This is a genomic window from Streptomyces sp. NPDC001714 (assembly GCF_042892755.1).
In the GTDB taxonomy this organism is placed as follows: domain Bacteria; phylum Actinomycetota; class Actinomycetes; order Streptomycetales; family Streptomycetaceae; genus Streptomyces.
The window spans coordinates 1-22,571 of record NZ_JBIAUL010000019.1 but is presented as its reverse complement, the minus strand read 5'-3'; the positions used below and the strand labels follow the sequence as shown (position 1 = coordinate 22,571).

Annotated in this window: 15 protein-coding genes; 9 read left to right on the top strand and 6 right to left on the bottom strand. The window is 71.9% G+C overall.

What is annotated here, in order from left to right; translation table 11 throughout:
• Nucleotides 1-38: 38 nt before the first annotated feature.
• The 5 genes from ACFY0P_RS38855 to ACFY0P_RS38835 are packed head-to-tail and all read right to left on the bottom strand — an operon-like array spanning nucleotide 39 to nucleotide 4,551.
• Nucleotides 39-965, bottom strand: a complete 927-nt coding sequence (locus tag ACFY0P_RS38855) for a dihydropteroate synthase (protein WP_388924508.1) — start codon at nucleotides 963-965, stop codon at nucleotides 39-41.
• Nucleotides 966-1,004: 39 nt separating this feature from the next.
• Nucleotides 1,005-1,649 carry a response regulator gene (locus ACFY0P_RS38850; RefSeq protein ID WP_388924505.1) on the bottom strand — a complete coding sequence of 215 codons (645 nt, stop codon included), beginning with the start codon at nucleotides 1,647-1,649 and terminating at the stop codon, nucleotides 1,005-1,007.
• A complete protein-coding gene (locus ACFY0P_RS38845) occupies nucleotides 1,639-2,883 on the bottom strand; it encodes a sensor histidine kinase (RefSeq protein WP_388924502.1) in 1,245 nt (414 codons plus the stop codon). Before ACFY0P_RS38845 ends, ACFY0P_RS38850 begins: the two co-directional genes overlap by 11 nt.
• Before the next feature lie 28 nt (nucleotides 2,884-2,911).
• Nucleotides 2,912-3,646, bottom strand: a complete 735-nt coding sequence (locus tag ACFY0P_RS38840; protein ID WP_388924499.1) for an ABC transporter permease — start codon at nucleotides 3,644-3,646, stop codon at nucleotides 2,912-2,914.
• Nucleotides 3,643-4,551 carry an ATP-binding cassette domain-containing protein gene (locus ACFY0P_RS38835; RefSeq protein ID WP_388924496.1) on the bottom strand — a complete coding sequence of 303 codons (909 nt, stop codon included), beginning with the start codon at nucleotides 4,549-4,551 and terminating at the stop codon, nucleotides 3,643-3,645. Before ACFY0P_RS38835 ends, ACFY0P_RS38840 begins: the two co-directional genes overlap by 4 nt.
• Nucleotides 4,552-4,743: 192 nt before the next feature.
• Here ACFY0P_RS38835 and ACFY0P_RS38830 point away from each other — a divergent pair, with 192 nt between their 5' ends.
• The 7 genes from ACFY0P_RS38830 to ACFY0P_RS38800 all read left to right on the top strand — a co-directional run bounded on the left by ACFY0P_RS38830 (nucleotide 4,744) and on the right by ACFY0P_RS38800 (nucleotide 17,120).
• Nucleotides 4,744-6,681 carry an ABC transporter ATP-binding protein gene (locus ACFY0P_RS38830; RefSeq protein WP_388924493.1) on the top strand — a complete coding sequence of 646 codons (1,938 nt, stop codon included), beginning with the start codon at nucleotides 4,744-4,746 and terminating at the stop codon, nucleotides 6,679-6,681.
• The gene (locus tag ACFY0P_RS38825; protein WP_388924490.1) at nucleotides 6,678-8,546 is read left to right on the top strand and encodes an ABC transporter ATP-binding protein; all 1,869 of its coding nucleotides are present in this window, start codon (nucleotides 6,678-6,680) and stop codon (nucleotides 8,544-8,546) included. The genes ACFY0P_RS38830 and ACFY0P_RS38825 overlap by 4 nt, the downstream gene beginning before the upstream one ends.
• 33 nt (nucleotides 8,547-8,579) lie before the next feature.
• Nucleotides 8,580-10,517 carry an ABC transporter transmembrane domain-containing protein gene (locus ACFY0P_RS38820; protein WP_388924487.1) on the top strand — a complete coding sequence of 646 codons (1,938 nt, stop codon included), beginning with the start codon at nucleotides 8,580-8,582 and terminating at the stop codon, nucleotides 10,515-10,517.
• Nucleotides 10,514-12,265: an ABC transporter ATP-binding protein gene (locus ACFY0P_RS38815; RefSeq protein WP_388924484.1), complete on the top strand. Its 1,752-nt coding sequence runs from the start codon at nucleotides 10,514-10,516 to the stop codon at nucleotides 12,263-12,265. The genes ACFY0P_RS38820 and ACFY0P_RS38815 overlap by 4 nt, the downstream gene beginning before the upstream one ends.
• Nucleotides 12,266-12,592: 327 nt before the next feature.
• Nucleotides 12,593-14,638, top strand: a complete 2,046-nt coding sequence (locus tag ACFY0P_RS38810; protein ID WP_388924481.1) for a M4 family metallopeptidase — start codon at nucleotides 12,593-12,595, stop codon at nucleotides 14,636-14,638.
• Nucleotides 14,639-14,887: 249 nt separating this feature from the next.
• The gene (locus tag ACFY0P_RS38805) at nucleotides 14,888-16,534 is read left to right on the top strand and encodes a M4 family metallopeptidase (RefSeq protein ID WP_388924479.1); all 1,647 of its coding nucleotides are present in this window, start codon (nucleotides 14,888-14,890) and stop codon (nucleotides 16,532-16,534) included.
• A gap of 70 nt (nucleotides 16,535-16,604) precedes the next feature.
• Entirely contained in the window at nucleotides 16,605-17,120 is a 516-nt protein-coding gene (locus ACFY0P_RS38800) for a DUF1990 family protein (protein ID WP_388924476.1), read from the top strand.
• Between the two features lie 81 nt (nucleotides 17,121-17,201).
• On the opposite strand, the gene ACFY0P_RS38795 is transcribed toward ACFY0P_RS38800, so the two are convergent.
• A complete protein-coding gene (locus ACFY0P_RS38795; RefSeq protein ID WP_388924473.1) occupies nucleotides 17,202-19,826 on the bottom strand; it encodes a glycosyltransferase family 1 protein in 2,625 nt (874 codons plus the stop codon).
• A 570-nt stretch (nucleotides 19,827-20,396) separates the two neighbouring features.
• Between ACFY0P_RS38795 and ACFY0P_RS38790 the strand changes: the two genes are divergently transcribed.
• Nucleotides 20,397-21,599: a S8 family peptidase gene (locus tag ACFY0P_RS38790; protein WP_388924470.1), complete on the top strand. Its 1,203-nt coding sequence runs from the start codon at nucleotides 20,397-20,399 to the stop codon at nucleotides 21,597-21,599.
• A gap of 254 nt (nucleotides 21,600-21,853) precedes the next feature.
• Nucleotides 21,854-22,571, top strand: a 718-nt coding sequence (locus tag ACFY0P_RS38785; protein WP_388924466.1) for a maltotransferase domain-containing protein, incomplete at its 3' end; no start/stop codon positions are given.

Sequence of the window (22,571 nt, the reverse complement as noted above, 5' to 3'; positions counted from 1 at the left end):
AAGGCATCCCGGGAGCGGATCGCCTCAGGGCTCCTCCCCTACCCTGGTTGGGCTCCGGGAGCGAAGGATTGAGGGCCGAGTGCTCGGAGAGCAGCCAGTACCGCCCGTATCCGAGGAACTTCGTGGGTACGGTAGACACCTGTTCCCCCAAGATGCGCCAGCACTGTGAAGAAGCCTTCGGCGGTACGGAACTCGTCCTCGAAGAGGCTGAAGGCATGCGGCAGGGAGTGGCAGATGGGAAGACCCATCCGTCGAAGCCGGAACGTGTTCAAGAGGGCACGGCCCTGATAGTGAACACGGGCATCGGCGGATATGTGCCCGTCGTGGGAGAAGCCGATCCCGGGGTCGATGACGATTCGATCGACCCCGGCCGAGCGGGCGTGATCCACGCGCCTCCCGAAGTAGTCGAGCATCCCGGGGATGGGATCCTGGTCGATGCCCTTGGCGCGCACGTCCCGGGAGTTCTTCCCTTCGACATGGCACAGGACAACCGTCGCTTCATGGTCGGCCAGCATGGGGAACATCTCACCGTCCGATGCCAGCCCGCCGGAGTAGTTGAGCAGGAGCGCCCCCGCCTCCAGGCACGACCGGGCGACGGCAGGCTCGTAGGTCTCGATCGACACGGCGATGCCTTCCGCGGCGAGCCCCTTCACGACCGGCACCAACACGGCCACCTGTTCCTGCACGGAGACCTGCCGAGTGCGGGGATTGCTCGACTCGGCACCGATGTCCACGATATCGGCGCCTTGTGCCGCTAGGACGCGACCTTTCCTGACCGCGGACTCGGTCGAGGTCGCGACGCTCTCTCGATAGGTGGAGTCCTGAGAGAGGTTGACGCATCCCATGACGGCGGGGGTGGTGTCGACATCGATTTCTCGGTCCCCCACTCGAAGTGGTGCGACGGGTAAGGAGAGATCACCCTCGAATCGCCGTGCCAGATCCAACAAATGCGCAAGGGAAATCATCCGACCTCATTCCTGTACGACCGCCCGAGAAGCACCGCGCTATCCCAGAATCCCCCGCTGGTACCCCGTCGCGACCGCCGCCGCGCGGTCGTTGACGCCCAGTTTGGCGTAGAGGTGGGTGAGGTGGGTCTTGACCGTGGCCTCGCTGATGAAGAGTTCGCGGGCGATCTCGCGGTTGGAGGTGCCCCGGGCGACCAGGGCCAGTACCTCGCGTTCGCGGGCGGAGAGCGGTTCGTTGCCGGGGGCGGCGGGGGTGCGGACGGCGGAGACCAGGCGGGAGGCGACGGCCGGGGAGAGGACGGTGCGGCCCTGGGCGGCGGCGCGGACGGCGGTGAAGAGCTCCTCGCGCGGGGCGTCCTTGAGGAGGTAGCCGGTCGCGCCCGCCTCGATCGCGGGGAGCGTGTCGGAGTCCGTGTCGTAGGTGGTGAGGACCAGGACCTGCGCGCGGGCGTCCCGCCGGGTCAGTTCGCGGATGGCGTCGACTCCGCCGCCGCCCGGCATGCGGAGGTCCATGAGGATCACGTCGGGGTCCAGGGCGGCGGCGAGCGTGACGGCCTCGGCGCCGTTGGACGCCTCGCCGAGGACCGTGAAGCCGGGGGCGGACTCGAACATGCCGCGCAGGCCGTCGCGGACGACCGGGTGGTCGTCGACGATCAGCAGCGTGATCGGGGGCTCAGTTGTCATGGCGGACCAACGGTACGCGCGCCGACAGGGCGGTGCCGAGCCCCGGTTCGGACTCCACGGTCAGGGAGCCCGCGATGCGCTCGGCGCGGGCGCGCATCCCGTCCAGGCCGAAGCCGCCGGCCCGGCTGCGGGCGGGCACGGTGAGCAGGTCGAAGCCGGTGCCGTCGTCGCGGATGTCGAGGATGACCTCGTCCCCCAGGTAGGAGAGGGTGACGCCGACCCGGGAGGCGTGCGCGTGCCGGGCGGCGTTGGACAGCGCCTCCTGGACGATGCGCAGGAGGGTGGCCGCGACCTCCTCGTGCAGTTGCTCGGCGGTGCCGGTGACGGTGAACTCGGCGCGTATGTCGGTCCGTTCGCCCCATTCGGCGACCGTCTTCTGCAGCGCCTCGGGCAGCCCGTCGTGCTCCAGGGCCACCGGGGCCAGGTTGTGCACGGAACGCCGTGCCTCGCCCAGGCTGTGCCGGGCCAGGGCCAGGGCGCGGCCCACGTGCTCCTCGGCCGCCTCCGGATCGGGGGTGTTGATGACGACCTGGAGCTGGGCGATGATCCCGGCCAGCCCCTGGGCGATGGTGTCGTGGATCTCGGCGGCGAGCCGGCGGCGCTCGTCGGCGACCCCGGCCTCCCGCGCCTGGAGGAGGAGCTGGGCGTGCAGGGCCGCGTTCTCGTCCAGGGCCTGACGCAGGGCGGCGATGGTCTCGGTGCGCTCGTGGGACCGCCGTTTCTCCTGGTCGTCGAGGTGGGCGATCCCCACCTGGAGACCGGAGTTGACGACCAGCAGCACACCGAAGAGGACCCACTGGACCACGCTCTCGAACGGCATCCCGCCCGTCTGCGCACCGGCCACGGTGACCGCGCTCGCCAGCAGCCCGAGCCGCCGCCACCGCCGCGGCAGCAGCTCGTCGGCGTCCATGTAGCCGGAGGCGGCGTAGAACGCGAAGAACGGGTTGAGCCAGGTGAGAGCGAAGCCGAGGGCCCAGCGGACGACGTAGTACAGACCCCCGGCCGGGGAGGGGGTACGGCCGCGGCCGGGACGGCGGGACCGGGTGCCGTGCCACCACAGCTGGAGCGCGACCGCGACGCCGACCAGGGACCAGCCGGTGTACCACGTGGCCGCGCTCGCGTGCGGGTCGGCGGAGGCGATGCCGAGGACGATGCTGATGCCGAGGAACCCGTACGGCGCCCAGGTGTGCAGCTGCTCCCAGCGCCGGTCGAGCCGGTTGTCGTCCGCGGTCATGTCCTCAGTCTGCACGGCGGTCCGCCCCCTACTCCCAGCGGAACCAGCGGGCGGCACCCGCGGTCAGCAGGACCGTCCAGGCCGCGAGCACGCCCAGGTGGTCCCAGCCGGGCCACTGTCCGGCGGCGGCCCGGTCCAGGGCGCGGGCCGCCGCGCCGAACGGGGTCAGCTGCACCACCCGGGCCATCGCGTGCGGCATCTCCCGCACCGGGATCCACACGCCCGCGCAGAACATCATCGGGAAGAACACCGCCGAGCCGATCGCGCCCGCGATCTTCGTGGTGCGGGACAGCGCCGAGACGACCGAGCCGAGGGCGAGGGCGGCCGCGGCCGCGAGCAGCAGGGCCAGCAGGTAGCCGCCGGGCTGCTTCGGCAGCCGTACGTCGAAGGCGAGCCGGCCGACGAGGAGCGCCAGCAGCGCCGAGCCGAGGGCGACCGTGCCCTGCACCACCATCTGCGCGGACAGCAGCGCGGAGGGCCGTACGGGGGTGAGCCGCATCCGGCGCAGGATGCCCCGCTCCCGGTGGCCGGTGAGCGCCTGGGGCAGGGTCTGGACCCCGGACATGATCAGGGCGATCAGCACGGCGATGGGCACGTACGCGTCGACCGGGCGCAGCCCGCCCAGGGACGTGTCGGCCTCCCGGAACGACGGGATCGAACCGAGGATCACCAGCAGCAGCGTCGGGAACAGGAAGACCCAGAAGACGGCGCCGGGTTCGCGGCGGAACAGGCGGAACTCGGTGCGCAGGACTGCGGTGTTCATGCTGCTTGCTCCTTCGTCAGGTCGAGGAACGCGTCGTCGAGGGTGGCGTCCACGACCCGTAGCTGGTGGGCGGTGATGCGGTGCCGGGCGAGCAGGGTGATGACGGCGTTGACGGTCTCGTCGGTGCCGGAGAGCGTGATCCGGCCGTCCTTGCGCTCGATGGAGGCGAGGGCGGGGAGGGCGGCGAGGTCGTGGTCGTCCAGGGGGGCGGACGGTGTGAAGCTGATGACGGTGGCCCCCGCGCTGCGGCGGATCAGCCCGGCCGGGGTGTCCAGGGCGGCCACCCGCCCCCTGTCGATCACCGCGACCCGGTCGCAGAGCCGCTGCGCCTCCTCCATGAAGTGGGTGACGAGGAGGACGGTGACGCCACGGTCCCGGACGTCCTCGATCAGCTTCCAGGTGTCCCGCCGGGCCCGCGGGTCCAGCCCGGTGGTCAGCTCGTCGAGGACGACGACCCGCGGGTTGCCGATCAACGCCAGCGCGATGAACAGGCGTTGCCGCTGCCCGCCCGACAACTTCCCGAACCGGGTGGCGAGCTTGTCGCTGAGCCCGAGGCGCTCGGCGAGCGGCGCCCAGTCGAGCGGCGTCGGATAGAAGGAGGCGTACAGCTCGAGGGCCTCGCGGACGGTGAGCTTGGGCTGCAGCTCGCTCTGCTGCAACTGGGCGCCGAGAACGCGGGAGACCTTGTCGTGGTCGGCGACGGGGTCGAGCCCGGTGACCCGGACCCGCCCCGCGTCGGGCACCCGCAGCCCCTCCACACACTCCACCGTGGTGGTCTTGCCGGCCCCGTTCGGCCCGAGGATCCCGAAGATCTCGCCCTCCTCGACGGCGAGACTCACCCCGTCCACGACGGCCCGGCCGCCGTAGGACTTCCGCAGGTCTGTCACTTCGATCACGGTTGGCATGCTCCGAGGGTCCCGTCCGCCCCGGGTCCGCCACATCGGCCGTCCCGCTCGAACCGCCATCAACCGATCGGCTGATGCCGTGGATCCACCCGTACGACCCCTCGAACGCCCAGGTCGTAGGACCAGCGGCCGACTGCGGTCCGGCCAAAACTCGGTAGGCGTTGTCAGTGCCGATCCGTAGGCTCGCCCCTGATGCCTCCGACACGTGCAACCACCAAGGACCGGTCCGCCGTCCGCACCCTGCTGCGCCTGTGGCCGTACGTACGGCCGGTGCGGGTGCGGCTGTCCATCGCCGCGTTCGTGGCGATAGTCGCCTCCTGTACGGGGCTCGTCATCCCCCTCGTCCTCAAGTGGATGGTGGACGGCCCGGTCGCCGACCGCGACCCGGCCGGGGTGTGGCTCGGCGCGCTGTACCTGCTGCTGCTCGGCATCGCGGAAGCGCTGCTCTTCGGCCTGCGCCGCTGGCTGGTCGCCCGGCCCCTCTCCCATGTCGAGGCGGGGATGCGGGCCGACCTGTACGGCCACCTCCAGCGGCTGCCGGTCGCCTTCCACGACCGCTGGGCCTCCGGCCAGCTGCTCTCCCGGGCCACCACCGACCTGATGCTGCTCCGCATGTTCCTCGCCTTCCCGCTGACCTTCCTCCTGGTCAACGGGGTGACGATCCTCGTCGGCGTGCTGATCATGCTGGCCCAGGACTGGACGCTGGGCCTGGTCATCCTCGGCCCCACGATCCCGGTGATCTGGACGTGCGTGATCTTCGAGAAGCGGTACGCGGAGGTGGCGCGGCTCGCCCAGGACCAGGTCGGCGACCTGACGACGGTGGTCGAGGAGAGCGTGCTCGGCATCCGCATCATCAAGGGCTTCGGCCGCCACCGCAGCCAGGCGCACGCGTTCCGCGAGCTGGTACGGACCCTGCGGGGCACGGAGCTGCGCAAGGCCCGGATGCTGGCGATGATCTGGGGCGTCATCGTGACCCTGCCGGAGGTGGCGATCGGGGCGGCGCTGCTGTGGGGCTCGATCCAGGTCGCGGAGGGGGAGCTGAGCGCGGGGACGCTGGTGGCGTTCCTGTCGACGGCGCTGGCGCTGCGGTGGCCGGTGGAGTCGATCGGCTTCCTGCTGGCGATGAGCCAGGAGGCCGCCACTGCCACTGAGCGGTACTTCGAAGTGCGGGACGCGTTGCGGGAGGACGCCGATTCGTCGTCGGCTGCGGGTGCGTCGGAGCTGGTCGCGCAGTTCCCCGCGCCCCTACGGGGCGCTCTCGAACCGGCGGCTGAACAGCGCCCCGTAAGGGGCGCGGGGCGAGACAATGTGCGGCTCCGCCCCGCGGGCGCGACCAGCCCCCACCGGCCCGCACCCGACCACGGCCCCCTCCCTCCGGCTCCCGACAACGATGGCATCCGCTTCCACTCCGTCTCCTTCCGCTACCCGGACGCCTCCCCCGACGCGCCCCCGACCCTCGAACTCGTCGACCTCCACGTCCGCCCCGGCGAGTCCATGGCCCTCGTCGGCGCCACCGGCAGCGGCAAGACCACCCTCACCGCCCTCATCCCCCGCCTGCACGAGGCCACCTCCGGGCGGATCACCCTCGACGGCCGGGACATCACCGCCATGCCCCGCGAGGAACTCCGCTCCCTCGTCGCCGTCGCCTTCGAGGAACCCACTCTCTTCTCCGCCTCCGTCGGCGAGAACGTGCTCATGGGAGCCGGGGACGGCGCCGGCGAGCCCGAGCTGGCACGGGCCCTCGCCGTCGCGCAGGCCGACTTCGCGCACGCCCTCCCCCAGGGCACCGGCACCCAGGTCGGCGAGCAGGGCCTCAGCCTCTCCGGCGGCCAGCGGCAGCGCCTCGCGCTGGCGCGGGCGGTCGTCGGCCGGCCCCGCTTCCTCGTGCTCGACGACCCGCTCTCCGCCCTGGACGTGCACACGGAGGCCGCCGTGGAGGCCGCCCTGCGCGACGTACTCGCCGACACCACCGCGCTGATCGTGGCCCACCGCCCCTCCACCGTCCTGCTCGCCGACCGGGTCGCCCTGCTCTCCGGCGGCCGGGTCACCGCCGTCGGCACGCACCACGAACTCCTGCGCACCAACGCCGAGTACGCCCACCTGATGTCCGGGGAGGATCACCGCCGATGACCACAGCCACCTCCCTCCCCGCCCCCGACGAGGACGACGAACGCCCGTACCCGCACCCGGCCGACACCGCCGGCGGCGACCCCTTCGACCGGGACGTCCTGCCCACCCCGCCCGGCGCCACGGCCACCCTGCTGCGCTCGCTCCTCGCCCCCATGAAGGCGCGGGTCGCCGTCACCACGCTCCTCCTGCTGCTCCAGCAGGCGGCGGTCCAGGCGGGCCCGCTGCTGGTGGCGTACGCCATCGACACGGCCGTACCGGCCTTCCGCCGCCACGACCACGGCCCGCTGTTCGCGGTCGCGGTCGGCTACGGCCTGAGCGCCCTGCTCTCCGGCGGCCTCCAGTACGCGTTCGTCAAGGCCTCGGCCCGCGTCAACCAGGACGTGCTCCTCGACCTGCGCGGCCGCATCTTCCGCCACGCGCAGGCGCTGAGCATCGACTTCCACGAGCGCTACACGTCCGGCCGGCTCATCTCCCGGTCCACCACGGACGTCGAGTCGCTCCGCGAGCTCCTGGCCGAGGGCCTCCAGGAGCTGGTCACGGTCATCCTCTCCTTCCTCTACATCTCGGCGATGCTGCTCTGGCTGGACCTGGGCCTCGGCGCCGTCGCGGTGGCGAGCTTCGTGCCGCTGTACCTGCTGGTGCGGCTGTACCAGCGGCGCGCGGTCCGGGTGTACAAGGCGCGGTCCACGGCGATCGCGTCGGTGATCGTGAAGTTCGTGGAGACGATGAACGGCATCCGCCCGGTGCGCGCGTTCCGCCGGGAGGCCGCCAACGACGCCGAGTTCGCCGTGCTGAACCGCCGCCACGAGCGGACGAACGGCGACGCGCTCCTCGAGATGGCGCGATACGTGGTCGGCTCCCGGCTGGTCGCCAACACCTCGGTCGCGGTGATCGTGCTGTGGGGCGCCTACCGGGTGGCGTCCGGCTCGTTGGAGCTGGGCGTCCTGGCCGCGGCCGTCCTCTATCTGCGGCGGCTGTACGATCCGATCGACCGCCTGGGCATGTTCCTCAACTCCTACCAGTCGGCCGCGGCCTCCCTGGAGAAGATCGCGGGCCTGCTGGCCCAGACCCCGTCCGTCCCGGAGCCCTCGGTCCCGAAGGAGCTGCCCCCGCCGGCGACCGAACTGCCAGGGCGCGAGGTCGTCTTCGACGGCGTCCGCTTCGCCTACCGCACCGGCGGCGAGGTGCTGCCCACTTTCGACCTCACCCTCCCCGCCGGGCAGACGGTCGCGGTCGTCGGCTCCACCGGCGCCGGAAAGTCGACGCTCGCCAAACTGCTCGCCCGCTTCTACGACCCTTCCGACGGACGGGTCCTCCTGGACGGCGTGGACCTGCGCGAACTGACCGTGCCCGAACTCCGCCGCGGGGTCGTGATGGTCACCCAGGAGGCGTTCCTGTTCTCCGGCACGGTCGCCGAGAACATCGCCATCGGCCGCCCGGACGCCACCCGCGAGGAGATCGAGCAGGCGGCCAAGGCGATCGGCGCGCACGAGTTCATCGCCGCCCTGCCCGACGGTTACGACACGGACGTCCGCAAGCGCGGCGGGCGCATTTCGGCCGGGCAGCGCCAACTGGTCGCGTTCGCACGCGCCTTGCTCGCCGACCCGGCGGTGCTGATCCTCGACGAGGCGACCAGTTCCCTGGACATCCCCGGCGAACGGGCCGTGCAGCGGGCCATGTCGACGGTGCTGAAGGGCCGTACTGCGGTGGTGATCGCGCACCGGCTGTCCACCGTGGAGATCGCCGACCGGGTGCTGGTGATGGAGCACGGCCGCATCGTCGAGGACGGCCGTCCGGCCGAACTGATCGCCGGCACGGGCAGGTTCGCGGATCTGCACCGGGCGTGGCGGGACAGTCTGGCCTAGTCGGGAGAACGCCGGGAGAACGGGGGTCGCAGGATGATCGACGCGTACGAGGATCCGGGCACGCCCGACACGCGCGGCGGTTGGTCCTACCTGTGGTGGCTGGTGACCCGCCAGCGGGGCCGTTCGCTCGCCGGGGCGCTGCTGGCCAGTGTCTGGCTGACGCTGATGGCCGCGACGCCGTACATGATGGCCCGGGCCGTGGACGACGGTCTGGTGCCGGGCCGTATGGGGGTGCTCGCCGGCTGGACGGCGGCGATCTTCGTCCTCGGGGCGGTCAACGCGTGGATCAGCATCATGCGCCACCGCACGATGACCCGGGTGCGGATGGACGCGTACTTCCGCACGGTCAAGGTGCTCGTCGGGCAGACCGTACGGCTCGGCGCCGAACTGCCGCGCCGGGCCGGCGCCGGGGAGGTCGTGACGATCGGCGTCGGCGACGTGCACACCATCGCCCAGGCGCTGACCGTCGTCGGCCCCGGGGTGGGCGCGGTCGTCGTGTACGCGGTGGTGGCCGGCCTCCTGCTGACGATCTCGCCCCTGCTGACCGGCGTGGTGCTGCTCGGGGTGCCGGTGGTGGCCCTGCTCGCGGGCCCGCTGGCCCGGCGGCTGCAGGGCAGGGAGACCGAGTACCGGGAACGCCAGAGCGTCCTCACGGCCCGGATCGGCGACCTCGCGGGCGGCCTCCGTGTCCTCAACGGCCTCGGCGGCAAGGGGCTGTTCGCGGACGCCTTCCGCCGCGACTCCGTGCACCTGCGCGCCCAGGGCTACCGGGTGGGCGCGGTCGCCAGCTGGGTCCAGGCGCTGGGCATGGGGCTGCCGACGGTGTTCCTGGCGGTGGTGACCTGGCTCGCGGCCCGGATGGCCGCCCGCGGCGACATCACGGTGGGCCAGCTGGTGTCGGTGTACGGCTATGTCGCGGTCCTGGTGGGCCCGGTGGCCTTCTTCCTCGACATGGGCTACCAACTCAGCCGGGGCGTGGTGGCCGCCCGCAGGGTCGTACACCTCCTGCGCCACGCGCCGCAACCGGACGAGGGCACCGAGCGGCCCCCGGCCGACCCGGCCGTCCTGCACGACCCGGAGTCGGGCGTATGGGTCCGGCCCGGCCGCCTGACGGCCCTGGTGACCGCCGGCCCGGCGGAGGCGGGAGCGGTGGTGGACCGCCTGGGCCGCTACACCCGCTCGGACGTGACGTGGGGAGGGGTACGACTGGACGCCGTACCCCTGGCGGAGGTACGCGCGCGCATCCTCGTCGCCGACAACGACGCCGACCTGTTCGCAGGCTCCCTGCGCAATGCGATTGGCGCGGGACGGTGCGAAAAGGGCGCCCGCAACGCGCCCCAGAAGGGCGCGGGGCTGCAACCAACGTGCGGCTGCCGCCGCGCGGGCGCGACCAGCCACGACCCAACCGACCACACATCTCAGGACGCCGGCCACAGCGCGCCCCAAAGGGGGGCGGGGCTGCAGCAAACGTGCGGCTGCCGCCGCGTGGGCGCGACAAGCCCCCACTCACCCGCACCCGCCGAGGCACCTCAAGCCGCACCCCCTGACGCGCACATCACCCGAGCCCTCCACGCGGCCGCGGCCGACGACATCGTCCAGGCCCTCCCCCACGGCCTCGACTCCCCCATCGACGCCCAGGCCCGCAACCTCTCCGGCGGCCAGCGCCAACGGATCCGCCTCGTAAGGGCGTTGCTCACCGACCCCGAGGTCCTCCTCGCCGTGGAACCCACCTCCGCCCTCGACGCCCACACCGAGGCCCTCGTGGCGGAGCGCCTCCGTGCCGCCCGCGACGGCCGCACCACCCTCCTCACCACCACCTCCCCACTGCTCCTGGCCCACGCCGACGAGGTGGTCTTCCTCGTCGACGGCAAGGTCGCCGCGACCGGCACGCACGAGGGACTGCTGGAGGACGAACCCGGCTACCGCGCCCTCGTGGCCCGGGACACGGAGGACGAGGAGGTCGTACGGTGACGACAGGTCAGCTGCCGGTCGCCGGACGCGCCGACGTACGCCGGGCCACCCTCCGCCTGGTGAAGGCGGACCGCGGGCCCTTCGCCGCCGCGCTGCTGCTGAACGCGGCGGCGGCCGGCACCGGCCTCGCAGGCCCCTGGCTGGTGGGCCGGATCGTGGACGAGGTACGGGCCGGCCGCGGGGTCGGCGCCGTGGACCGCCTCGCCCTGTGGATCCTGCTCTGCTCCCTCGCCCAGCTGCTGCTCGCCCGCTCCGCCCGCTACCTCGGGCACCGCTTCGGCGAGCGGACACTGGCCCGCGTCCGCGAGGAGTTCGTGGACCGGGCACTGGCGCTGCCCGCGTCGGTCGTGGAGCGGGCCGGCACCGGCGACCTGACCGCGCGCGGCACGGGCGACGTGAGCACCGTCGGCACCACCCTGCGGGACGCCGGGCCCGAACTGCTGGTCTGCACGGTGCAGGCGCTGTTCGTGATGGGCGCGGTGTTCGTCCTCGACCCGCTGCTGGCCGCGTTCGGGGTGCTCGGGCTGACCCCGGTCTGGTTCGCGCTGCGCTGGTATCTGCGCCGGGCCCGGGACGGCTATCTCGCCGAGGGCGCGGCCACCAGCGGCGTCGCGGAGATCGTCACGGCGACGGTGGCGGGGGCCCGCACGGTGGAGGCGTTCCGGCTCCAGGAACAGCGGATCGCGGCGAGCCGGGACGCGCTGGAGACCAACCGGAAGGCCCGGTTCTACACCCTGTGGCTGCGGACCGTGTTCTTCCCGGCCGTCGAGGTGTCGTACACGGTGCCGGTGGCCGGGGTGCTGCTGGTCGGCGGGCTGCTGCACGCCGGCGTCGGCGTGGTGGTGTCGGCGGCGCTGTATCTGCGGCAGTTCACGGAACCGCTGGACCAGATCCTGATGCGGGTGGAGCAACTCCAGTCCAGCAGTGCCTCGTTCGCCCGGGTGGAGGGGCTGGCACGGGCCCCGCGGGCGGCGTCGGACAGTGCGGCGCCGGCTCCGGCGGACGACCGGATCGACGTGCGCGGGGTGCGGTACGCCTACGAGCGCGGCGGCGAGGTGCTGCGCGGGGTGGACCTCACGGTGCGGCCCGGTGAGCGGCTCGCGGTGGTGGGACCGTCCGGCGCCGGGAAGACGACGCTGAGCCGGCTGCTGGCGGGCGTCGACGCGCCGGGGTCGGGCACGGTGACCGTGGGCGGGGTGCCGATCGCCGGTCTTGAACCGGAACGGCTGCGCCGCCAGGTCGTCCTGGTCACCCAGGAGCATCACGTCTTCCTCGGCACGGTCCGGGAGAACCTGCTGATCGCCGAACCGGCCGCGACCGACGCCGACCTGTGGGCGGCGCTGACCGCCGTCGGCGCCGACGACTGGGTGCGCGGCCTGCCCACCGGCCTCGACACCCCGATCGGCACGGGCGGTTCGGGCGGGCCGGCCACCGACGGCTCCCGGGCCCAGCAACTGGCGCTGGCCCGGGTGGTGCTGGCCGACCCGCACACGCTGATCCTGGACGAGGCGACCGCGTTGCTGGATCCGGCGACCGCCCGGCACACCGAGCGCGCCCTGGCCGCCGTACTCGAAGGCCGTACGGTCATCGCCATCGCGCACCGCTTGCACACCGCCCATGACGCCGACCGGGTGGCCGTGATGGAGGACGGCCTCCTCACCGAACTCGGCACGCACGAGGAGCTGGTGGCGGCGGGCGGGGCGTACGCGGCGCTGTGGGCGACCTGGCACGGCGACAAGGCACCCTGAGGCCCCGGTCCCCGCGCCCGCCCTCGGCGCCGCCCCGGCGCCTCCCTCTACGTCCCCTCAACAATCCGCATACCGAACATGAACATCCGGACAACGGACGATTTCCGGCCAAGTTTGTGACGCGGTCCTGACAGGTGGCGTTTTCTGCTGCCACTCTTCCCACGGCCGACTCACAGCAACCCCACAGATTCACCCCACCGCTGCTGTCGGGTCCGGCACTGCACACGCACATGGTTCCGCGTTTCGCCCAGTTCTGCCCGGCCGGCCCACCCGCCGTCCGGATCTCCCCTGGCCGTGTGACCCACGGCCACGCAGAAGGAGTCAGTGTTGAGAAGCAGTTCCTCTCGCAGACGCACCCCCCACAGCACGTACCGCCGCACCGCAGCAGTGGCCCTCGCGGGCGTCAGCGCCCTGATCGCCGCCGCCGTCCAGTCGGGCGCCGCCAGCGCAGCCCCGGCAGCCCCGCAGACCGGCCGGATCAACCCGGCGCACGCGGCCGTCAAGCTCTCCCCCTCGCAGCGCGCGGAACTGCTCCGCGACGCGAGCACCGAACGGGCCGCCACCGCCAAGGCGATAGGCCTCGGCGCCCAGGAGAAGCTGATCGTCAAGGACGTCGTCAAGGACGCCGACGGCACCCTGCACACCCGCTACGAGCGCACCTACGCCGGTCTGCCGGTGCTCGGCGGCGACCTGATCGTCGACACCGCCAAGTCGGGCGCCACCGAGCGGGTCGTCAAGGCGAACGGCCACACGCTCAAGGTCGCCGACCTCACCCCGGCCAAGAGCCCGGCGAGCGCCGAGAAGACCGCCCTCGCCGCCGCCAGGACGCTGGGCTCGACCAAGTCCGCGGCCGACGGCGCCCGCAAGGTGATCTGGGCCGGCTCCGGCACCCCCGTCCTCGCCTACGAGACGGTCGTCGGCGGCTTCCAGGACGACGGCACCCCCAACCAGCTGCACGTCATCACCGACGCCGCCACCGGCAAGAAGCTCTTCGAGTACCAGGGCATCGAGAACGCCACCGGCACCGGCAACACCCAGTACAGCGGGACGGTGTCGCTGTCGACGACCCAGTCGGGCTCGACGTACAACCTGACCGACGGCGACCGCGGCGGCCACAAGACGTACAATCTGAACCACGGCACCTCGGGCACCGGCACGCTGTTCTCGCAGTCGAGCAACACCTGGGGCAACGGCACCACGTCGAACGCCGCCACCGCGGGCGCCGACGCGCACTACGGGGCCGCCGAGACCTGGGACTTCTACAAGAACACCTTCGGCCGCAGCGGCATCAAGAACAACGGCGTCGGCGCCTACTCCCGCGTCCACTACGGCAACTCGTACGTGAACGCGTTCTGGGACGACAGCTGCTTCTGCATGACCTACGGCGACGGCTCCGGCAACGCGGACCCGCTGACCGCCCTCGACGTGGCCGGCCACGAGATGAGCCACGGCGTCACGTCGAACACGGCCGGTCTCAACTACAGCGGCGAGTCCGGCGGCCTGAACGAGGCGACCTCCGACATCTTCGGCACCGGCGTCGAGTTCTACGCCAACAACTCCTCCGACGTGGGCGACTACCTCATCGGCGAGAAGATCAACATCAACGGCGACGGCACCCCGCTGCGCTACATGGACAAGCCCAGCAAGGACGGCGGCAGCGCCGACTACTGGTCCTCGTCGGTCGGCGGCCTCGACGTGCACTACTCGTCGGGCGTGGCCAACCACTTCTTCTACCTGCTGAGCGAGGGCAGCGGCGCCAAGGTCATCAACGGCGTCAGCTACAACTCGCCCACGAAGGACGGCCTTCCGGTCACCGGCATCGGCCGGGACAAGGCGCTGCAGATCTGGTACCGGGCGCTCACCACCAAGTTCACCTCGACCACCAACTACGCGGCCGCCCGCACCGGCACCCTCGCGGCGGCGGGTGACCTGTACGGCACCACGAGCACCGAGTACAAGGCGGTGCAGGACGCCTGGGCGGCCGTGGCGGTCGGCTCGCGGTCCGGCGGCGGTGGCGGTACGGGCACCTCGTACGAGAGCACCACACCGGTGTCGATTCCGGACAACGGGCCCGCGGTCACCTCGTCGATCACGGTCTCCGGGCGGACCGGGAACGCGCCGAGCAACTTGCAGGTAACGCCGAATATCAGCCACACGTGGCGCGGCGACCTGGTGATCGACCTCGTCGGTCCGAGCGGGACGTCGTACCGCCTGAAGAACTTCAGCTCGTCGGACTCGGCGGACGACGTGACGGACACCTACACGGTGAACGCCTCCTCGGAATCGGCCAATGGCACCTGGAAGTTGAAGGTCCAGGACCAGGCCGCGCAGGACGTCGGCACGATCAACGGGTGGAAGCTGACCTTCCCGTAACCACAGGTAACAGCCGCGCGCACCGGGCGCCGTCCAGGGGAACCTCCCCTCGGGCGGCGCCCTTTTTACATGGCCGCAATGTTCACCCAACACCTGCTTTTCGGCCAACATCACTTCAGGGTCCTGACATGTACGCGACCTTGATGTCACTCTTCCTTCACCCGTCGCACAGCACAGCAACTTCACATCACCAAAGCCGGGCCGGTAACCCCACGCCGCCCCGACTCCCCACATCCTGAAGGAGCTTGAGTGAGCCCCCTCTACGCGCGTCACAAGCGCACCACGCTCGCCATCGCCACTGCTGTCGCCGCCGGCGCCCTCCTCACCACCGGTATGACTGCGAACGCCTCGGCCGTCGACAAGAAGCCGCTGGCCGCCGCCCCCACGCTGCTCTCCAACGCCGCCCGCACCGCCCTGATCCAGAAGGCGGACGCGCACGTCGCCGAGACGGCCAAGCAGATAGGCCTCGGCGCCAAGGAGAAGCTGGTCGTCAAGGACGTCGTGAAGGACGTCGACGGCACGGTCCACACGCGCTACGAGCGCACCTACGCGGGCCTGCCCGTCCTCGGCGGCGACATCGTCGTGCACACCTCGAAGGCCGGCAAGACCGAGGGCGTCACCAAGGCGACCAAGGCGACCATCAAGGTGGCCTCCCTGAAGCCGCAGCTCACCGCGGCCAAGGCCGAGAAGACGGCCCTCGCCGCCGCGAAGACGCTGGGCTCCACCAGGTCGGCCGCCGACGGCGCCCGCAAGGTGATCTGGGCCGGCTCCGGCACCCCCGTCCTCGCCTACGAGACGGTCGTCGGCGGCTTCCAGGACGACGGCACCCCCAACCAGCTGCACGTCATCACCGACGCGGCCACCGGCAAGAAGCTCTTCGAGTACCAGGGCATCGAGAACGCCACCGGCACCGGCAAGACCCTGTACTCCGGCACGGTCAGCCTCACCACCACGCTGTCGGGCTCGACGTACTCGCTGACCGACGCCTCGCGCGGCGGCCACAAGACGTACAACCTGAAGCACACCACCAGCTCCGGCACCGGCACCCTGTTCACCAACACCACCAACACGTGGGGCACCGGCACCGCCTCCAGCTCCACCACCGACGTGACCGCGGCCGCCGACGCCGCCTATGGCGCGCAGGAGACCTGGGACTTCTACAAGGACACCTTCGGCCGCAGCGGCATCAAGAACGACGGTGTCGGCGCCTACTCCCGCGTCCACTACGGCAGCTCGTACGTCAACGCCTTCTGGGACGACAGCTGCTTCTGCATGACCTACGGCGACGGTGACAGCAACACCCACCCGCTGACCTCGCTGGACGTGGCCGGCCACGAGATGAGCCACGGCGTCACCGCCAACACCGCGGGCCTGAACTACTCGGGCGAGTCCGGCGGCCTGAACGAGGCCACCTCCGACATCTTCGGCACCGGCGTCGAGTTCTACGCCAACAACACCTCCGACCCCGGTGACTACCTCATCGGCGAGAAGATCGACATCAACGGCGACGGCAGCCCGCTGCGCTACATGGACAAGCCCAGCAAGGACGGCGGCAGCGCCGACTACTGGTCCTCGTCGGTGAAGAACCTGGACGTGCACTACTCGTCCGGTGTCGCGAACCACTTCTTCTACCTGCTGTCCGAGGGCAGCGGCTCGAAGACGATCAACGGGGTGTCCTACAACTCCCCGACCTACAGCGGCTCCACGGTCACCGGCATCGGCCGGGCCAAGGCCCTCCAGATCTGGTACAAGGCCCTGACCACGTACTTCACCTCGACCACCAACTACAAGTCGGCCCGCACCGGCACGCTGTCCGCGGCGGCCGCGCTGTACGGCTCCGGCTCCACCGAGTACAACGCGGTGGCGGCGGCCTGGACGGCGGTCAACGTCAGCTGACCCCGCCTGAGCAGCACGGGCGGGCCCCCGGGGAGAAGACGTCCCGGGGGCCCGCCCTACGCTCTCTCCCATGTCCTTCACGTACGAGGCGGTCGGCGCCACCCGCGACAACCTCGCCGCCTGCCCACCGGGCTTCCACCCCCTGCACGTGCGCACGCGCATAGGCGAGGGCCAGGAAGTCTTCCACCGGGCCGCCGAGGCGGTCCTCACCTGGGAACTCCACCGCGCCCTCGGCGTGGGCATCGACGCCACCGCCGACCGCGCGGCCCCCGGCGTCGACGTCACCGTCACCCTGGCCGGTCTGATCAAGGCGCCCTGCCGGATCGTCTGGACGGCCGAGGAGTCTCGCCGCGCCGGCTGGGCGTACGGCACCCTCACCGGCCACCCCGAAAGCGGCGAAGAGGCCTTCGTGGTCGACCGCACCGGCGACGGCACGGTCTGGCTCACGGTCGCCGCCTTCAGCAGACCCGCCAAGTGGTACGCCCGCGCGGGCGGCGCCGCGGCCCGCGGGCTGCAGCACGCGTATGCGCGGCGGTGCGGGTCCGTGCTGCGCCGCCTCTGCGCTGATCCGGCTCCGGAATTCTGACGCGATTCCGACAACCGGGCCCCCGAACGGACGGGAGCGAGGGCGAGCGGAGCCCACCCGCCCTCCGGGCCTCTCCGAACCTCAGCGCATCAGCACCCCGGCCCCCGTCACCGCCCCCTCCGCAGGCACCACCACCAGTCCCAGCTCCGCGCCGGACGCCAGCAGGCGGTGGGTGGGGAGGATGCGGACCGTGTAGCCGTAGGGGCCCGTGCGGTCCAGGGAGAGGGGGCCCTCGAAGGTCCAGTGGCCCTCCAGGTCGGGGCCGGCGATCGGCTTCAGCGGGACCGTCGTCGCGTCCGTGATGCGGTCCTCCGGGTCGACCCGGCCGGAGACGGCCTGGACCTCCACGTCGTCGGGGGCGAGGTCGCCGAGGCGGACGCGGACGCGCAGGGCGAGGGTGGTGCCGAGTTCGGCGGTGGCCGTGGCGGTGGCCGTCTCGACGTGGTCCACCGAGACGCCGTGCCAGGCGGCCCGCACCCTGCCCTTCCAGGCGGACAGTTCACGGGCCGTGTCCGGGGTCATGGACCGGTGGGCGTGGGCCGCCGGGGTGTAGAGGCGCTCCACGTACTCCCGGACCATGCGGCCCGCCAGCACCTTGGGTCCCAGCAGGGTCAGGGTCTGCCGGACCATCTCGATCCAGCGGTCCGGCAGACCGCTGCGGCCACGCTCGTAGAACCGCGGGGTCACCCGCTGCTCCAGCAGGTCGTACAGCGCGGCGGCCTCGATGTCGTCCCGGCGGTCGGGATCGGTGCCGGCGCCGTCCGCCGTCGGGATCGCCCAGCCGAAGTCCGGCTGGAACCATTCGTCCCACCACCCGTCCAGGACGGAGAGGTTGAGGCCGCCGTTGAGCGCCGCCTTCATCCCGCTCGTCCCGCACGCCTCCAGGGGGCGGAGGGGGTTGTTGAGCCAGATGTCACAGCCGGGCAGGAGTTTCTGCGCCATCGCCATGCCGTAGTCGGGCAGGAAGACGACGCGGTGACGGACGCGCGGGTCGTCGGTGAAGCGGACCAGTTCCTGGACCAGCCGCTTGCCGCCGTCGTCGGCCGGGTGCGCCTTTCCGGCCACCACGATCTGGATCGGCCGCTCGGGGTGCAGCAGCAGGTCCATCAGCCGGTCGCGGTCGCGCAGCATGAGCGTGAGGCGCTTGTACGAGGGGACGCGCCGGGCGAATCCGATGGTGAGCACGTCGGGGTCCAGGACGCCGTCGATCCACCCCAGCTCGGCGGTACCGGCGCCGCGCTGCCGCCAGGACGCCCGCAGCCGCTCCCGCACCTCCAGCACCAGCTGCTCCCGCAGGCTGCGGCGCAGCTCCCAGATCTCCTGGTCGGCGACCTCGGCGACCGCGTCCCAGCGTTCCGGACCGCCTACGGTCAGCGCCTCCTCGGTACGGCGGTCGCCGAGCTGCCGGGCGCCCAGCCGGACCACCTCCGGGGCCACCCAGGTCGGGGCGTGCACCCCGTTCGTCACCGAGGTGATCGGCACCTCGTCGGGGTCGAATCCCGGCCAGAGCCCGGAGAACATCTCCCGGCTGACGTTGCCGTGCAGCAGCGAGACCCCGTTGGCGCGCTGGGCGAGCCGCAGCCCCATCACGGCCATGTTGAACAGGTTGGGCTCGCCGCCGGGGTAGGTCTCCATGCCGAGCCGCAGGATGTGCTCGACCGCGATCCCGGGGAGTTCGGCGTCGGCACCGAAGTGGTGGGCGACCAGCTCACGGTCGAAGCGGTCGATACCGGCCGGGACGGGGGTGTGGGTGGTGAAGACCGTGCCCGCGCGGACCGCCTCCAGGGCCGCGTCGAAGTCCAGCCCGGCGGCCACCAGTTCGCCGATCCGCTCCAGGCCCAGGAAGCCGGCGTGGCCCTCGTTGGTGTGGAAGACCTCCGGCTCCGGGTGGCCGGTGAGACGGCAGTACGTCCGGACGGCCCGCACACCCCCTATCCCGAGGAGCATCTCCTGGAGCAGCCGGTGCTCGCTGCCGCCGCCGTAGAGCCGGTCGGTGACCCCGCGTTCGCCGACGTCGTTCTCCTCGACGTCCGAGTCCAGCATCAGCAGTGGCACCCGGCCGACCTGGGCCAGCCAGATACGGGCACGCAGCAGTCTGCCGCCGGGCAGTGCGAGGGTGACGTGCGCCGGGGTGCCGTCGGCCTCCTTCAGCAGCGCCACGGGGAGTTCGTTGGGGTCGAGGACGGGATAGTGCTCCTGCTGCCAGCCGTCCCGGGACAGGGTCTGCCGGAAGTAGCCGTGCCGGTACAGCAGGCCGACGCCGATCAGCGGTACGCCGAGGTCGCTGGCCGACTTGAGGTGGTCGCCGGCCAGGATGCCGAGGCCGCCGGAGTACTGCGGCAGGGCGGCGGTGATACCGAACTCGGGTGAGAAGTAGGCGACGGCGGCCGGGAGTTCGGCCGACTGCGGCCGGGTCTGGTACCAGCGGTCGCCGGTCACGTAGTCGCCGAGGTCGTCGGCGACCGCGGTCAGCCGGCGCAGGAAACGGCGGTCACCGGCGAGTTCGGCGAGGCGCGCCGGCGGCACACTGCCGAGCAGCCGCACCGGGTCGCCCTCCGAGGCGGCCCAGCGCTCGGGGTCGACGGCCTGGAACAGGTCACGTGTCTCGGCGTGCCAGGACCAGCGCAGATTACGGGCCAGGTCGCTGAGGGGGCGGAGGGGGTCGGGGAGAACGGGACGGACGGTGAACCGACGGATCGCCTTCACATTCCACCTCGTGCAGTTCGCAAGGGGAGCCGTACAACCCTGTGCGGCTCGGCGTCTGTCCGACAGTACCGGTGTCGGGGGCACCACTGGGGGCTGCCGCCCCCAGACCCCCGCTTCGGCCTGAACGGCCTCGTCCTCAAACGCCGGACGGGCTGGATGTGGTGCGGAGCGGTCTTCGTCCCCGGGTGCCGGACGGGCCGGATGCGGTGCAGGCCGGTCTTCGCCCCCAGGCACCGCACGGGCCGGATGCGGTGCGGAGCGGCCTTCGCCCCCACGCACCGCACGAGCCGGATGCGGTGCAGGCCGGTCTTCGCCCCCAGGCACCGCACGGGCCGGATGCGGTGCGGAGCGGCCTTCGCCCCCACACACCGCACGAGCCGGATGTAGTGCAGGCCGGTCTTCGCCCCCAGGCACCGCACGGGCCGGATGTGGTGCGGAGCGGCCTTCGTCCCCACACACCGCACGGGCCGGATGTGGTGCGGAGCGGTCTTCGTCCCCCGGTGCCTTCTTGTCGGCTTTCGCCCCGTACGAGACCCTGCCTCCCTGAGCTGAGGAGGGGGACTCACAGCCATGGCACGGACGTGTATCCGGCGTCTGCGTCTGGTGGGGGGCTTGACCGCGGTCGTCACGGCCGCGGTGCTGTCGGCGGCCACCCTGCCCGCGCACGCCGTACCGGAGGGGACCATCGTCGGCGCCGGCCGGGCCGGTTCGGTCGGCGGGAGTTATCTGGTGACGCTGAAGGAGGGGATCAAGGGGGCGTCGGCGGCCGGGAGGGGCGTCGCCGCCCGGTATGGGGCGAAAATAAGCCATACTTACGGCAGCGTGCTGAACGGCTACGCCGTCGAAGCAAGCGCTGCACAGGCCAGACGGCTCGCCGCGGACTCGCGGGTCGCCTCCGTCGTCCAGGACAGCCGGGTGCGGCTGGCGCGCACCCAGAAGAACCCGCCGTCCTGGGGGCTGGACCGCGTCGACCAGGCGGGGCTCCCGCTGAACAGGTCGTACACCTGGCCGGGGTCGGCGGGCGCCGGCGTCACCGTGTACGTGATCGACACCGGTGTCCGCATCACGCACGCCGACTTCGGCGGACGCGCGAGCTACGGCTGGGACTTCGTCGGGAACGACGGGTCCGCCGGCGACGGCAACGGGCACGGCACCCATGTCGCAGGCATCATCGCCGGCACTCGGTACGGCGTCGCCAAGAAGGCCCGGATCGTCTCCGTGCGGGTCCTGGACGACACCGGAGCGGGCACCGCCGCCCAGGTCATCGCCGGTGTCGACTGGGTCACCGCGCACGCCCGCAGACCGGCGGTCGCCAACCTCAGCCTGGGCGGTTACCACAGCGCCCAACTGGACACCGCGGTACGGAACTCGATCAAGGCAGGCGTGACCTACACGGTCGCCGCCGGCAACGACGGCCTCCCGGCCGCCCGCTACTCACCGGCCGACGTGCCACAGGCCCTCACCGTCGGTGCCACCGACCGTACCGACACCCGCCCGGGCTTCTCCAACTACGGTGCCGACGTCGACCTGTTCGCCCCGGGCGTGGCGATCACCTCGGACTCGTCCGCGAGCGACACCGGCCGGGCGACCTACTCGGGCACCTCGATGGCGGCACCGCACGTGGCGGGCGCCGCCGCCCTGTACCTCGCCCGGCACCGCAGGGCGACTCCCGCCCAGGTCGCCGGGGCCCTGATTGCGGGGGCGGCGAGCGGGAAGGTGTCGGGTGCGGGACGCGGGTCGCCGAACAGGCTCCTGCGGGTGCCGAGATCGTAAAGCGGTTTCTGGTACCCGAACACGCCACCGGCCCCGTTCGCCGAGAACGGGGCCGGTCTTGTGCGTAGACATACGGCTGAGTAGTTAACAAAGTGCCGGATTGCCCACCCGAATAGGGTGGGAAGGCTCCTCCGGTACACCCCACAGACACAGCATTGACACCAGGCAGCGGTACAACACCAGGTACACCCCGCAGGACCCACCTCCCCACCACCCATCCGCCCACACCCTCGTTGCCGCGGACAGGAGCGGTCATGCCCGCCACGCACCAACCGTCAGCACCTCCGACCCGGCGTACGTCACCCGGTGCGCCACCCCCCGCGGACGAGGCCACCGCCGTCGGCCGCATACCCGTCCTCGACGTCCGCCCCCTGGTCCAGCAGGGGCGCCGGCCCGCCAAAGCGGTCACCGGCGAGTCGTTCGAGGTCACCGCCACCGTCTTCCGCGAGGGCCATGACGCCGTCGCCGCCAACGTCGTACTGAAGGACCCGAAGGGCCGCCCGGGCCCGTGGACGCCGATGCGGGAGCTGGCCCCCGGCACCGACCGCTGGGGCGCCACCGTCACCGTCGACGGGAAACCCGGCCTCTGGACCTACCAGGTCGAGGCATGGGGAGATCCGGTCACCACCTGGCGCCACCACGCACAGATCAAGATCCCGGCGGGCATGGACACCGATCTGGTCCTGGAGGAGGGCGCCCGGCTCTACGAACGGGCCGCCGCCGGGGTCCCGAAGGCAAAGAAGCGGGAAATCCTGCTGGCCGCGGCCGCCGCCCTCCGCGACGAGGAACGGCCTGCCCCCTGGCGCCTGGCTGCCGCCCTGACGCCCGAGGTGGACAAGGTCCTGGCGCGGCATCCGCTGCGGGAGCTGGTGACCTCCTCCGAGCCCCTTTTGCTGCTCGTCGAGCGTGAACGGGCCCTGTACGGCTCCTGGTACGAGTTCTTCCCGCGCTCGGAGGGCACGCCGGAGCGGC

Bases quoted from the DNA above. Each gene is read 5' to 3' on its own strand.
- ACFY0P_RS38790 (WP_388924470.1), top strand. From the start codon at position 20,397: ATGGCACGGACGTGTATCCGGCGTCTGCGTCTGGTGGGGGGCTTGACC.
- ACFY0P_RS38845 (WP_388924502.1), bottom strand. From the start codon at position 2,883: ATGACCGCGGACGACAACCGGCTCGACCGGCGCTGGGAGCAGCTGCAC.
- ACFY0P_RS38855 (WP_388924508.1), bottom strand. From the start codon at position 965: ATGATTTCCCTTGCGCATTTGTTGGATCTGGCACGGCGATTCGAGGGT.
- ACFY0P_RS38830 (WP_388924493.1), top strand. From the start codon at position 4,744: ATGCCTCCGACACGTGCAACCACCAAGGACCGGTCCGCCGTCCGCACC.
- ACFY0P_RS38825 (WP_388924490.1), top strand. From the start codon at position 6,678: ATGACCACAGCCACCTCCCTCCCCGCCCCCGACGAGGACGACGAACGC.
- ACFY0P_RS38835 (WP_388924496.1), bottom strand. From the start codon at position 4,551: ATGCCAACCGTGATCGAAGTGACAGACCTGCGGAAGTCCTACGGCGGC.
- ACFY0P_RS38850 (WP_388924505.1), bottom strand. From the start codon at position 1,649: ATGACAACTGAGCCCCCGATCACGCTGCTGATCGTCGACGACCACCCG.
- ACFY0P_RS38820 (WP_388924487.1), top strand. From the start codon at position 8,580: ATGATCGACGCGTACGAGGATCCGGGCACGCCCGACACGCGCGGCGGT.
- ACFY0P_RS38840 (WP_388924499.1), bottom strand. From the start codon at position 3,646: ATGAACACCGCAGTCCTGCGCACCGAGTTCCGCCTGTTCCGCCGCGAA.
- ACFY0P_RS38800 (WP_388924476.1), top strand. From the start codon at position 16,605: ATGTCCTTCACGTACGAGGCGGTCGGCGCCACCCGCGACAACCTCGCC.